Origin of the sequence: Micromonospora cathayae, from assembly GCF_028993575.1 — a bacterium.
Lineage (GTDB): Bacteria > Actinomycetota > Actinomycetes > Mycobacteriales > Micromonosporaceae > Micromonospora > Micromonospora cathayae.
In genome coordinates this window covers 5512774-5525962 of the sequence record NZ_CP118615.1, presented here as the reverse complement: position 1 = coordinate 5525962, position 13189 = coordinate 5512774, and the positions used below count along the sequence as shown (strand labels likewise).

The following is a 13189-nucleotide window of genomic DNA, read 5'->3' as shown; positions in this document are numbered from 1 at the left end:
CCTCCGGCCGGCCGCCCGCCGGGGCGTCGCGCCGCGCCCGGTCCTGACCACGAAGAGCAGCCGGCGGGCGGCCCGGCCGCCCGCCCACCCACCCACCAGGGCACCCGCCGCGCGTCGACGCCACCACCATCGGACCGCCGACGCGGCTGGTCCGTGGGTAGACTCCGCGTCGCGACGGGACGACCGTGTGTCGGTGACCGCGGCGGGCCGTCGTGATCGGCGAAGGGATGGGTGACCCGCAGGTGAGCACTCTGCCGGCAGTCGTGGCCGACGTCGCCTCCACCGCCATGACGGTGCTCGCGGCCGACGGCCGGCCGGTCTGGTCGAACGCGGCGGCGCGACGGCTGGGCGTCCGGCCGGAGGAACTGCCGCTGGAGCGGATCGAACCGGGCGGTGACGCCGTCGAGCTGCCCTGGTCGGCTCCCGACGGCAGCACCCGCTGGATCCAGGCGTGCTGCCACCCGCTGGAACACGACGGCCGGCCCGGCCGCCTGTACGAACTGCGCGACGTCACCGACGAGCGTGTCGAACGGGAACTGGGCCGCAACTACCGGTGGCGGTTGGCCCACATCGAACAGCTCGCCAAGGTGGGCACCTGGGAGTGGGACATCGCCACCGACACGGTGATCTGGTCCGACGTGCTGTTGCAGATGTTCGGGTACCCACCGGGCACCGAGCTGGACTACCCGTCCTACCGGGAGCTGCTGCACCCCGAGGACGTGGGGCTGATCGAGCAGACCCTCGCCACCGCGCTGGGCACCGGCGGACCGTTCTCCTACACCCACCGCATGTACCTCGCGGACCGCACCACGCTGCGCGTCTTCGAGTGCTACGGCGAGGTCTTCACCGACCCGTCCGGCGCGCCGGTGCGCGTCCTGGGCACCGCCCACGACATCACCGCCATGCGCCGCGTCCAGGAGGAGCTGACCCACCTGGCCGAACGGGACCCGCTGACCGACCTGCCGAACCGGCGGGCCCTGCTCGCGCGCCTGGACGACCTGCTCGCCCCGTCCGGCGTCCCGTCCGGGGCGCTGCTGCTGATCGACATCGACAACTTCAAGGACATCAACGACGTACACGGTCACGCGGTCGGCGACGACGTGCTGCGGGTGCTGGCCCGACTGCTCGTCCGGCACCTGCCGACCGGGACGGTGCTGGGCCGGCTGGGCGGTGACGAGTTCGCCGTGGTGCTGCCCGACGCCGCCGCCGGTGACGCCCTCGCCGTCGCCGAGAGCCTGTGCAACGTCGCGGTGCGTACCCCGGTGCCGGTGGCCGGCGGCGGGCTGCGGGTCACCCTCAGCATCGGGGCCGCCTCGGTGGAGCCCGGCGACACCCGGGACGCGGTGCTCGCCCACGCCGACCTGGCGCTGTACGAGGCGAAGAACGCCGGCCGCAACCGGGCCCGGCTGTACCTGCCCGAGCAGTACCGGCACGCGGTGCAGCGGGTCAACGTGACGACCCGGGTCCGTACCGCCCTGGACGAGCAGCGGATGCACCTCGACGCCCAGCCCATCATCGACCTGCTGTCCGGTGAGGTGGTCAGCCACGAACTGCTCATCCGGCTGCGGGACGGCCGGCAGCCACCGCTGTCGCCGGTGGACTTCCTGCCCACCGTGGAACGGGACGACCTGATCGGCGAGATCGACCGGTGGGTGGTGGCGACCGCCACGTCCGCGCTGGCCGAACCGTCGGCCGTCGCCGCCGGGGTGTGCTTCGACGTCAACATCTCGGCCCGCTCCATGGAGTCGCCCGGGTTCGGTGACTGGGTGGTGGAACGGCTGCGGGCCGTCGGTGTGGCCCCCGGCCGGCTGGGGCTGGAGGTCACCGAGACCGCGGCCATCACCAACGTGGCGGCCGTGCGGAACCTGGCCGGTACCCTGCGCGACGTGGGCTGCCGGCTGAGCCTGGACGACTTCGGCGCCGGTTTCGGCTCGTTCGCCTACCTCAAGCACCTGCCGTTCAGCACCGTGAAGATCGCCGGTGACTTCGTCCGCCAGGCCGACCGGGGCGGGGCCGACCCGGTGCTGATCGACGCGGTGGTCCGTGCCGCGCACGGGCTCGGCATGCGGACCGTCGCCGAGTCGGTCGAGCACGCCGGGCTGGTGCCCGCCCTGCGTGGGTTGGGTGTGGACGCCGGCCAGGGGTACCACCTGGGTCGTCCGGTGCCGCTGGACATCCTTTTGCGCCGGATCAGGGACGAACGGCCTACCGCGCCCACCGTCGCGGTACGTCATCATGATCACTGAAGTCGCACCGTCCCGTCTGGAGCCCCAGGTGAACGAAGCAGCCACCCCGGCGGTACCCGACCGCGTCGAACTGGTCACCTCCGATCTCGACGCTGTTCGGCTCTTCTACCGTGACCTGTTCGGCTGGAGCTACACCGAGACCGGCGACGGTGCCACCGCGTACGCCGACGGCGCTCCGGCCGCGTCGCTGCGGGCCGGCGCGGCCCCCGCCCGCTGGTGGCCGGTGTTCGCCGCGCCGGACGCCGACGAGGTGTGTGCCACCGCGGTCCGGGCTGGCGCGCGGCTGGACGGCGAGGACGTGCACGACCCGTTCGGTGGCGGGTTCCGGGTCCGCGCCGGGGCGACCGCCGCCCCACCCGGCCCCGGCCGGCCCTGCTGGTACGAGTACATGACGGTCACCCCCGCCGAGGTCGACCGGTTCCACCACGACACCCTCGGCCTGCGGGCCGACCCGCCGCCGGGCGCGCCGGACGACTCGTACGTCCTGCTCAGCGCCGCCGGTCGACCGGTCGCCGGCCGGCTGACGCTGCCCGCCCCGCTGGCCGAGCTGCTACCGACCGGCTGGATGGTGTACTTCGCGGTGGCCGACCCGGACCGGGCCGCCGAGCGGGCGGACCGGCTCGGCGGGCGGCTGCTGGTGCCGCCGCGCGACGTGCCGACCGGCCGGGTCGCCGCGCTCGCCGACCCGGCCGGCGCGGTGTTCACCGTCATCCGACCGGCCGCGCCGGGGGCGTAGCGGGCAGCGGTCCGCCGGCCTCCGGGGTCCGACCGACCGTCCGGGTCCGGTTCCGCAGCGCGTGCACCACGGCCGCCATGTCCGCGTCGGCGTGGCCCAGCCCCACGGTCTCGGCGTACAGGGCGTGGCAGGCGTCCAGCAGCGGCGCGGCGGTGCCCCGGCGGCGGGCGGCGTCGGTGATCAGCCGGTTGTTCTTCAGCACGTCGGCGATGGCCGCCTGCGCGGAGAAGTCGCCCCGGACCAGCTTGTCGACCTTGGTCCGGGAGACCGTGGAGGCCATCGGCCCGGCGTCGAGGATCCGGGCCAGCAGCGCCGGGTCGGCCCCGTGCTCCTCGGCGAAGTGCACGGACTCCGCCAGACCGGTGACCATGGTGATCAGGAAGACGTTCACCGCGAACTTCATGACCAGCGCCGAGGGCACCGGCCCGCAGTCGAACACCTCGGCGCACAGTGGTGCCAGCAGCGGACGGCAGCGCGCGACCCGGGCCGGGTCCCCGGCCACCATCGCCACCAGGCGGCCCGCCTCGGCGGGGCCCCGCGAACCGGAGACCGGCGCCTCCAGGTAGCCGCCGCCGGCGGCGGTCACCTCGTCGGCCAGGTCCCGGGAGTACCCGGGGGCGACCGTGCCCATCTGCACCACCGTGCGGTCCCGGACCCGGTCGGCGAACCCGCCGGTGCCGCGCGCCAGCACCGCGTCGACCGCGGTCTCGTCGGCGAGCATCAGCAGCACCACCTCCGCGCGGGCGAACACCTCGGCCGGGCCGTCGGCCCACTCCGCGCCGGCCGCCAGCACCGGGCCGGCCCGGGACGCCGTCCGGTTCCACACCACCAGCGGCACTCCGGCCCGGGCCAGGTTCAGCGCCATCGGCTGTCCCATGATCCCCAGGCCGACGAAGCCCACCGTCGTCACGCGCACCTCCACCGTTATCGGTCGTCGATGGCCGGTCGGCCACCGGTGGTCGGCACCGTCGGTGGTGCCGTGACCGGTGCCGGTGCCGGTGCCGGTGCCGGTGCCGGTGCCGGTGGCGGTGCGGTGACCGGTGGCGGTGCGGCGACCGGGTGCGGCCGGCCGAGCAGCAGGGACAGCCCGGCCGCGCCGAGCGCCAGCGCCCCGGCGACGTACCAGGCGAGGGTGTAGTCACCGAACCCGTCCCGCACCAGACCGGCCCCGGTGGCGGCGACCGCCGCGCCCACCTGGTGGGCGGCGAAGACCCAGCCGAAGACCACCGGGGCGGACGCGCCGAAGTACTGCCGGCACAGGGCCACCGTGGGCGGCACGGTCGCCACCCAGTCCAGGCCGTAGAAGACCACGAAGACCAGCATGCTCGGCTCGGCGGTGGCGGCGAAGAGACCGGGCAGGAGCAGCAGGGACAGCCCGCGCAGCGCGTAGTAGGCGGCCAGCAGCAGCCGGCTGTCCACCCGGTCGGTGAGCCAGCCGGAGGCGACCGTGCCGACGATGTCGAACAGACCCACCAGGGCCAGCAGGGACGCGGCGGTGGTCTGCGGCATCCCGTGGTCGTGGGCGGCCGGTACGAAATGTGTGCCGACCAGGCCGTTGGTGGTCGCGCCGCAGATCGCGAACCCGCCGGCGAGCACCCAGAACGGTCGGGTCCGGGCGGCGGCGGTCAACGCGCCCACCGCGCGCGCCGCCGCGTTCCCGGTCGGCGGCGCGGGACGGCTCACCTCGGCCGCCCCGTACGCCGGCCGACCCAGATCGGCCGGGTGCTCCCGCAGCAGCCACCCGACCAGCGGGACGACCGCCAGCGCCGTCCCGGCGACGACGAGGATCGCCACCCGCCAGCCGTGGTCGCGGGCCAGGACGGCGACCAGCGGCAGGAAGACCAGTTGACCGGCGGCCCCGCCGGCGGTCAGCACCCCGGTCACCAGGCCCCGGCGGCGGACGAACCAGCGCCCGGTCACCGTCGCCACGAAGGCCAGCGCCATCGACCCGGTGCCCAGCCCGACCAGCACCCCCCAGCACAGCAGCAACTGCCAGCTCGCGGTGACGAACACGCTCAGGCCGCTGCCCAGCGCCACCAGCAGCAGGGCCGCGGACGCCACCCGCCGGACGCCGAACCGGTCCATCAGGGCGGCGGCGAACGGCGCGGTGAGGCCGTAGAGCAGCAGGTTGACCGAGACGGCGGCGGAGATGGTGGCCAGCGGCCAGCCGAACTCCTCGTGCAGCGGGTTCAGCAGCACCGACGGCGCGGCGCGGAAGCCGGCGGCCCCGACCAGCGCCACGAAGGCGACAGCGGCCACGATCCAAGCCGGGTGGACCCGGCGGGTACGGAACACGTACCGAGTCTGGAGGCCGGTCCGTGGACCCGACGAGTGGCCGGACGGCCACCATACGCAAGAATCGGGCCATGACGAGTGCTCCGCACCGGGTCGCCGTGCTCGCCCTCGACGAGGTGGTGGGTCTCGACCTCGGCATGCCCACCCAGGTCTTCGGGGCCGCCCGGGACCGCGACGGCACCGACCGCTACGCGGTCGGGATCTGCACCCCGGACGGTGGTCCGGTGCGCAGCAGCAACGGCTTCCGGGTGCTGCCCGAGCACGGGCCGGACCTGCTCACCGCCGCCGACACGGTGGTGGTGCCCGGGGTGCAGGGCGGTCCTGCGCTGGACAGCGGCACGGTCGACCCGGTGGTCGGGGCGGCGTTGCGGGCGGCCCACGCCCGGGGGGCCCGGGTGATGGCGATCTGCACCGGCGCGTTCGTGCTCGCCGCCGCCGGCCTGCTCACCGGCCGCCGGGCCACCACCCACTGGGCGTACGTGGACCGGTTCCGCCGGCTGCACCCGGACGTCGACCTGGACCCGGACGTGCTGTTCGTCGACGGCGGTGACGTGCTGACCTCGGCCGGGGTCGCCGCCGGCCTCGACCTGTGCCTGCACGTGGTGCGGACCGACCACGGCAGCGAGGTGGCCGGTCGGGCGGCCCGGCGGTGCGTGGTGCCACCCTGGCGCGACGGTGGACAGGCGCAGTACATCGAACGACCGGTGCCCCGGGAACCGGACAACGGCACCTCCGCCACCCGGGAGTGGGCCCGGCAGCGGCTGGCCGAGCCGGTGACCCTGCGCGAGCTGGCCGCACACGCCCGGATGAGCGTCCGCACGTTCACCCGGCACTTCCGGTCGGAGACCGGACTCAGTCCCGCACAGTGGCTGCTGCGGCAACGCACCGACCATGCCCGGCTGCTGCTGGAGACCACCGACCTCGCCGTCGAGCAGGTGGCCCGGCGGTCCGGTTTCGGCACCGCTGCCGCGCTGCGCCAGCGCCTGCACCAGCAGGTCGGCGTCGCCCCGTCGGCGTACCGCCGCACCTTCCGGGTCCGGGGCCCCGACCGCCCGGTCCCCGTCCCGGCCGGTCCCGTCGCGAACGGGTCGGTCGACGGCGGGGACCTGGGCTACCGAGGCCCCCGACCGGGAGAGCGCGTACCCGGCACCGGAGCGGTCCCCGGCGATCACGCCGGGTGCCTCGACGGCCGGGATCCGCCCCTGGCCCGGTAGTCAGTCGGTTCGGGCGACGAACAGGGCGACCGCCCCGCACACGTCGATCCGGTGGTGGGTGAACCGCTCGCCGAGCACCCGGTCCAGGGTGTCGCGGTCGTCGGCCAGATTCGTGAACGCGCCGATCCGGTTGTACAGCTCGATCATCCGCCGGGAGAGGCGGGTGTGCCGTACGCCGTCGCCGAGGATCGTCCCACCGAACACGACGGCGCCGGGGGCCAGCAGCGGTCGCAGGTTGCCGAGCACGGCCGCCTTGGTCTCGATCCGGCCGGGCAGGCAGTGCAGGACGTAGTTGATCCCCACCGAGTGGAAACCGCCGGGCGGCAGGTCCAACGGCTCCAGGAGGTCGGCCTGGAGGGTCCGCGGCCGGTACCGGGCGATCCGGCGCGCGGTGTGAGCCAGCGGGTTGGAGTTCAGGTCGACCAGGGTGATCTCCGGATCGGGCACGGGGAACTGACACCGGTCCAGGAAGTAGCCGGTGCCGGGGCCCAGTTCGAGGTGCCGGCCGGAGACGTTCCGGCTGTACAGGTCGACGATCCGGTCGGTGGGGCACCGCCACAGGAACCGGTTGGCGAACCGGAGCACGACCGGGTCGTAGAAACGCAACTGGGCGGGATTGTACGGGGCCGAGCCGGCGTACGCCGGGTGGCCCTTGGGAACCTTGGTGGTCACGCGACCCTCCTCACGGGATCTCAGTAGCTGCCCAGGCCGCCGCAGACGTTCACGGCCTGCCCGGTGATCGAGTTGGCCTCCGGCCGGACCAGGTGCCCGACCAGGGCGGCGACCTCCTCCGGGGTGCTGTACCGGCCGAGCGGGATCTTCGCCTCGAACTGGCGGCGTACCGTCTCGACGGTGCTGCCGTTCAGCTCGGCGTACGCGTCCAGGACCAGGTCGGCCATCGGGGTGTCGACGTAGCCGGGACACACCGCGTTGACGGTGATGCCGTGCTGCGCGAGTTCCTTGGCGAGCGCCTTGCTGAAGGCGATCACCCCGCCCTTCGACGCCGAGTACGCCGCGCCGAGCGGCACCCCCTGCTTGCCGGCGGTCGACGCGATGTTGATCACCCGGCCCCAGTCGCGGGACAGCATTCCGCCGGTGGTCAACGCCTCCTGCGTCACGGTGAACACGCTGGTCAGGTTGGTGTCGACGAGATCGGTCCACAGGTCGGGGGAGAGCTGGGCGGTGGGGCCGCCACCACTACGACCGGCGTTGTTGACCAGGACGTCCACCCCGCCGGCCGTCGCCACCGCCCGCATGAACGCCCGTACGTCCGACCGGGACCGCACGTCGCACACCCGGCCGTCGACCGGGAGGCCGTCCGCGCGCAACGCGCGCACGGTGTCCTCGACCCGGGCCCGGTCCCGACCGCAGATGAACACCGTCAGTCCCTGTTCCGCCAGGGTGCGGGCGACGGCCAGTCCGATCCCGCTCGTCCCCCCGGTCACCGCTGCGGTCCTCGCCGCCATCGGACTACTCCCCCCGGTCCGCGCCGCGTACGGCGGTGAGGAACACGAACGTTCCCGACCCGCCGCGGTGCCGTACGGTCAGGCCCGCCGCCGCCAGCCAACCCTCGATCAGCTCCGGCGGGAACAGCAGCAACTGCTGTGGCCGGCTGGGGAAGCGGTGCAGCATCTGGAAGTGCGCGTAGACCGGGTCCTCGGACGGCCGGAAGGTCATCACCGTGAACGTCCCCCCGGGCCGCAGGCACCGGCCGACCTCGGCGATCGCCTCCGCCGCGTCGGGCAACGCCTGGAGGGCGTTCCAGCAGTTCACCGCGCCGAGGCTGGCGTCGGCGAAGGGCAGCGCCAACGCGCTGGCCCGCACCGCCAACACGTCCGGCAGCCGGCGGCGCAGGCAACTCAGCATGGACATGTTGACGTCCAGGCCGATCACCCGGTCGGCACCGAACCGGCGGGCGAGCACCTCGGTCCACCGTCCCGAACCGGCGGCCAGGTCGAGGACGGGGCCGTCCACCGGCCGGACGTGGTCGTCGAGGTAGCGGTCCTCGTCGACCGGCGTCACCCCGCCGGACCAGTTGCCACCCATCACCCGGAGGAAGGCCGGGCGGATGCGGCTCTCGTAGGAGATGGCGATGTTCTCCAGCACCGCGGACTCCTGCAACACGTCCGCGACCACGGTGGTGGTCTTCTCGTCGATCCCGGCGGACAGGTCGAGGCAGCCGTTGCGCATCCCGTACCGGGTCGCGCAGTCCGTACACCGGACGGTGCCGGTGTCGGTGCCGGTGTCGGCGGTGAGCCCGCCCGAGCGGCACACCGGGCACCGGAGGACGGCGAGGTGCCGGGGTGCCCCCGCCGGGGCGGCCGGGCCGGCGGGCACGGTGTCGACGGTACCGGGCAGCTGGACGGGGTCACCGTTGCCGACCGCCCAGCGGGCCTTCGCCCCGGCGTAGCCCAGCAGCGAGTCGGTGTCGTTGCGCCAGGTGATCCGCACCTGTTCCGGGGTCAACTGGCTGATCCACTTCCGGTCCAGGGCCCGCTCGGCCTCGGTGAGGCTCCACGCGGAGGGGGCGGGCCAGACCCGCCCCAGGTCCGGCGCGTCCGGGTCGAGCTGTTGCAGGCACCGCTCCAACCGGGTCAGGTCGTCCTCGTCGAGCCGGAGTCCGGCGACCACCGGCCGGATCGCCGCCGCGTCCGCCGGGAAGTGGGCGAGCAGGTAGAGCAGGGCGAGCCGGAACGGGTAGTCGTCGGTGGCGGCGGCGAGCTGGTCGAGGTAGCCGGCCAGGCCGGCGCGTACCGCCTCGTGCACCGGACGGGCGTCCTGCTCGGGCTCGACCTCGGCGAGCAGGCCGAGCAGCACCGCGAGGTGGCCCCGGCGGTCCCGGCCGACCGTGCCGAGCGCGCGCACCAGCTCGGGCACCGTGGGTAGGGCGGCCTCGGTGAGCCGTCCGTCGTCCCACAGTCCGCGTACCAGCTTCCGGTAGCTGGATTCGACGGCGTCGCCGGGGGCGTCGGTGAACTCCGCCACCGGGGTGAGGGCGGTCGAGGTCATTGTGGGGCTCCCATCGGAAGAGGGCGGCACCGGGTGCCGCGGTTGGTCACGGCGGTCGCCGGAACCTGGTGGGCCGGCCGTCCGGCCGGGACGGATCGCTCCCGCCGGCCGACTGCGGACGTGGGACGGCCGACGTGCCGGGTCAGCCGGGGCGGGCGGCATCGGTGGGCTGCTCGACCCAGGACTTCGCCAGCCGCAGGCTGGTCCGGCTGTTGGTCGAGAAGAGGTCCCGCAGTCGCTGTCGGGCGTCCGGCGCGCCGGGTGCGATACCGAGCGTGGCGAGCGAGCCGGGTTTCAGGATGAGCGTGTGCTGCGCGGTCAGCCGCGTCCCCTCCGGCGTCGGCTCACACCGCCACCGGCCGAGTTGCCCCTCCATCAGCGCCGCCGGGGTGAGCTGCTTGTAGACGATGAGCCGGGTCGGAAAGCACAGCCGGACGCTGCGGGTGGTGTGCCGGGTGCCGTCCGGCAGGACGGCGTCCATCTCGAAGAACTGCACGTTGCGGGGCTGCTCGGTGAGGGTCAGCCGGGAGACGTGCGGCAGTCGGTGCGGCCAGCTCCGTACGTCGTACAGGTAGTCGTAGGCCCGGTGCGGGGAGCCGGCGACGAGGACCGAGTCGTCGGTGGTCACCACCGTCGGCGTCGCCTCCGTCCGGTGCCGGTACGCCCGCCGGAGCGTGTCGAGCTGGGCGCCGGCGGCCCGGTCCAGCGTCGCCACGTCCGTCCCGCCCGCCGAGGTCAACCGCAGCCGGACGAGCGTGCCGGCCCCCCGTTCCCGCAGCCACCAGTGCCCGGACACGGGTGGGCCACCGTCCTCGGGCACCGCCTCGAAGGTGATCCGTCCGTCCGCCCGGTCCGTCCGGCAGCCGAGCCGCCAGACGCGTACCGCCGTGTCGCCCGCCAGCGTCCAGTAGCGGTACCGGCCGCCACCGCCGTCGGTGAGGCGGTGGGCGTGGACGCCCTCCGGATCGAACCGTGGCCAGGCGGGAACGTCGTCCAGCAGGTCGACCAGTGCCTGTGGCGGCGCGTCCACGACGGTCTGCCGTTCGACGACGTGGTCTCCACTGTCGCCCATCCCTGTGGTTCCCCTCGGCTCGGAGACATTGCCACAGCCGATGGTGCGGGTCGGTTTGGAGCGAAACTCGACGGATTGTCGAGACGAACTTCGCTCGAGGACCGCTCAAGGCGCCGGGAACAGACTGCCCCCATGAACAGAAGGGTAGTGATCACCGGGTTGGGCGTTCTCGCGCCCGGTGGCGGCGACACCGGGGCGTTCTGGGACATGATCGTCGCCGGGCGCAGCGCCACCCGCCTCATCTCCACCTTCGATCCCAGCCCGTACCGCTCGCGCGTCGCGGGGGAGTGCGACTTCGACCCGGCGGCGCACGGGTTCACCCCCCGGGAGATCCGCCGGATGGACCGGGCCAGCCAGTTCGGGGTGGTGTGTGCCCGCGCGGCCGTCGGGGACAGCGGAATCGACCTGGCCAGCCTTCCGCCGGAGCGGCTGGCGGTGGTGGTGGGGACCGCGACCGGTTCGGCCACCAGCCTGGAGCGCGAGTACCTGGTGCTGTCCGACTCGGGGAGACAGTGGGTGGTCGACGCGGACTACCAGTCGGCCGGCCTCTTCGACTACTTCGTGCCCAGCGCGATCTCCGCGGAGGTGGCCCGGTCGGTGGGCGCGGAGGGGCCGGTCACCATCCTCTCCTCCGGCTGCACCTCCGGTCTCGACGCGATCGGCCACGCCTACCAGCTGGTGCAGGAGGGCAGCGCGGAGGTGGTGCTCGCCGGGGGCACCGAGGCCCCGATCACGCCGATCACCGTCGCCTGCTTCGACGCCATCAAGGCCACCACGCCCCGCAACGACGACCCGGCCGGCGCCTGCCGGCCGTTCGACCGGACCCGCAACGGTTTCGCGCTCGCCGAGGGAGCGGCCATGCTCGTACTGGAGGAACGGGGGCACGCGGAACGTCGCGGCGCGACGGTGTACGCGGAGATCACCGGGTACGCCACCCGGTGCAACGCGTACCACATGACCGGTCTGCGTCCCGACGGTCGGGAGATGACCGAGGCGATCAACGACGCGCTGAAGCAGTCCGACCTGGGAGCCGCCCCGGTCGACTACGTCAACGCGCACGGCTCCGGCACCCGGCAGAACGACATCCACGAGACGGCGGCGGTCAAACGCAGCCTCGGCGCGGACGTCTACCGCACCCCGATGAGCTCGATCAAGTCGATGGTCGGGCACTCGCTCGGCGCGATCGGCTCGATCGAGATCGCCGCCTGCGCGCTGGCGATCCGGCACGACGTGGTGCCGCCGACCGCGAACCTGCGCGAACCGGACCCGGAGTGCGACCTGGACTACGTGCCGCTGGTGGCCCGGGAGCACCGGGTGTCCACCGCGCTGACCGTGGGCAGCGGTTTCGGTGGGTTCCAGAGCGCCCTGGTCCTGCGCGACCCGACGGTGGTGGCGCGATGACCGACGTGGTGGTGACCGGGCTGGGCGTGGTGGCCCCGAACGGTCTCGGGGTGGAACGGTGCTGGGCCGCGACCCTGGCCGGCAAGTCGGGGATCGGCCGGCTGGACCGGTACGACCCGTCGGGCTACCGGAGCCGGTTCGCCGGGCTGATCGACGACTTCGACGCCGCCGAGCACCTGCCGAACCGGCTGCTGCCGCAGACCGACCGGGTCACCCGGTTGGCGCTGGTAGCCGCCGACTGGGCCCTGGCCGACGCCGGCGTGGACACCGCCGCGCTGCCACCCGGCGGGATGGGCGTGGTGACCACCAACGCGTCGGGCGGGTTCGAGTTCACCCACACCGAGATGCGCAAACTCTGGACCGAAGGCCCGGAGTTCGTCAGCGTCTACGAGTCGTTCGCCTGGTTCTACGCCGCCAACACGGGCCAGATCTCCATCCGCAACGACCTGCGCGGGCCGAGCACGGTGCTGGTCACCGAGCAGGCCGGCGGGCTCGACGTGGTCGGGCACGCCCGCCGTACGGTGCGCCGCGGCACGCCGCTGGTGCTCACCGGCGGGGTGGAGTCCTCCCTCGACCCGTGGGGCTGGGTGGCACACATGGCGTCGCACCGGCTGAGTTGGCAGACCGACCCGCGACGGTCGTACCTGCCGTTCGACGTCAACGCCGACGGGCACGTGCCCGGCGAGGGCGGCGCCATCCTGGTGGTGGAGGACGCCGCCCGACTCGACGGCCGGCCCTGCTACGGCCGGATCACCGGGTACGCGGCCACGTTCGACCCGCCACCCGGCTCGGGGCGGCGACCGGGCCTGTTCCGGGCGGCGGAGTCGGCCGTACGGGACGCCGGACTGACCCCCGCCGACATCGACGTGGTGTTCGCCGACGCGGCGGCACTGCCCGCCCTGGACGAGGTCGAGGCGGCGGCGCTGCGGGAGCTGTTCGGCCCGTACGGCGTACCGGTCACCGCGCCGAAGACCATGACCGGTCGTCTGCTGGGCGGCGGCGCGCCGCTGGACCTGGCCTGGGCGTTGCTGGCCATCCGGGACAGCCTGGTCCCGCCCACCGTCCAGTCCACCGACGTGCTGCCCGAACACCGGATCGACCTGGTACGCGACGAGCCACGGGCACAGCGGATCGACGCGGCCCTGGTCCTCGCCCGGGGTGTCGGCGGCTACAACTCCGCCGTCGTGCTCCAGGCGCCGACCCCCGACTGACCGGA

Annotated in this window: 11 protein-coding genes; 5 read left to right on the top strand and 6 right to left on the bottom strand. The window is 74.0% G+C overall.

Going from position 1 to position 13189, the window contains the following annotated elements; translation table 11 throughout:
• The first annotated feature begins 242 nt into the window (after window positions 1-242).
• Window positions 243-2246: a putative bifunctional diguanylate cyclase/phosphodiesterase gene (locus tag PVK37_RS24425; RefSeq protein WP_275030140.1), complete on the top strand. Its 2004-nt coding sequence runs from the start codon at window positions 243-245 to the stop codon at window positions 2244-2246.
• Window positions 2247-2274: 28 nt separating this feature from the next.
• On the top strand, window positions 2275-2982 hold the full coding sequence (locus PVK37_RS24420) for a VOC family protein (protein WP_275030139.1): 708 nt from the start codon (window positions 2275-2277) through the stop codon (window positions 2980-2982).
• On the opposite strand, the gene PVK37_RS24415 is transcribed toward PVK37_RS24420, so the two are convergent.
• On the bottom strand, window positions 2954-3892 hold the full coding sequence (locus tag PVK37_RS24415; RefSeq protein WP_275030138.1) for an NAD(P)-dependent oxidoreductase: 939 nt from the start codon (window positions 3890-3892) through the stop codon (window positions 2954-2956). The genes PVK37_RS24420 and PVK37_RS24415 overlap by 29 nt on opposite strands.
• 14 nt (window positions 3893-3906) lie before the next feature.
• Window positions 3907-5277, bottom strand: a complete 1371-nt coding sequence (locus PVK37_RS24410; RefSeq protein WP_275030137.1) for an MFS transporter — start codon at window positions 5275-5277, stop codon at window positions 3907-3909.
• A gap of 71 nt (window positions 5278-5348) precedes the next feature.
• Here PVK37_RS24410 and PVK37_RS24405 point away from each other — a divergent pair, with 71 nt between their 5' ends.
• Entirely contained in the window at window positions 5349-6491 is a 1143-nt protein-coding gene (locus tag PVK37_RS24405) for a GlxA family transcriptional regulator (protein ID WP_423790835.1), read from the top strand.
• On the opposite strand, the gene PVK37_RS24400 is transcribed toward PVK37_RS24405, so the two are convergent.
• The 4 genes from PVK37_RS24400 to PVK37_RS24385 all read right to left on the bottom strand — a co-directional run bounded on the left by PVK37_RS24400 (window position 6492) and on the right by PVK37_RS24385 (window position 10572).
• Window positions 6492-7163 carry a class I SAM-dependent methyltransferase gene (locus tag PVK37_RS24400; protein WP_275030136.1) on the bottom strand — a complete coding sequence of 224 codons (672 nt, stop codon included), beginning with the start codon at window positions 7161-7163 and terminating at the stop codon, window positions 6492-6494.
• A 20-nt stretch (window positions 7164-7183) separates the two neighbouring features.
• Window positions 7184-7957: a 3-oxoacyl-ACP reductase FabG gene (gene fabG / locus PVK37_RS24395; protein WP_275030135.1), complete on the bottom strand. Its 774-nt coding sequence runs from the start codon at window positions 7955-7957 to the stop codon at window positions 7184-7186.
• A 4-nt stretch (window positions 7958-7961) separates the two neighbouring features.
• Window positions 7962-9500 (bottom strand): class I SAM-dependent methyltransferase, encoded by a 1539-nt coding sequence (locus tag PVK37_RS24390; protein WP_275030134.1) that lies wholly within the window; start codon window positions 9498-9500, stop codon window positions 7962-7964.
• A gap of 142 nt (window positions 9501-9642) precedes the next feature.
• A complete protein-coding gene (locus tag PVK37_RS24385) occupies window positions 9643-10572 on the bottom strand; it encodes an SRPBCC family protein (RefSeq protein WP_275030133.1) in 930 nt (309 codons plus the stop codon).
• A gap of 132 nt (window positions 10573-10704) precedes the next feature.
• Here PVK37_RS24385 and PVK37_RS24380 point away from each other — a divergent pair, with 132 nt between their 5' ends.
• Together PVK37_RS24380 and PVK37_RS24375 are read left to right on the top strand one after the other, a co-directional pair.
• Window positions 10705-11973 (top strand): beta-ketoacyl-[acyl-carrier-protein] synthase family protein, encoded by a 1269-nt coding sequence (locus PVK37_RS24380; RefSeq protein ID WP_275030132.1) that lies wholly within the window; start codon window positions 10705-10707, stop codon window positions 11971-11973.
• The gene (locus PVK37_RS24375) at window positions 11970-13184 is read left to right on the top strand and encodes a ketosynthase chain-length factor (RefSeq protein WP_275030131.1); all 1215 of its coding nucleotides are present in this window, start codon (window positions 11970-11972) and stop codon (window positions 13182-13184) included. The genes PVK37_RS24380 and PVK37_RS24375 overlap by 4 nt, the downstream gene beginning before the upstream one ends.
• Window positions 13185-13189: the final 5 nt, after the last annotated feature.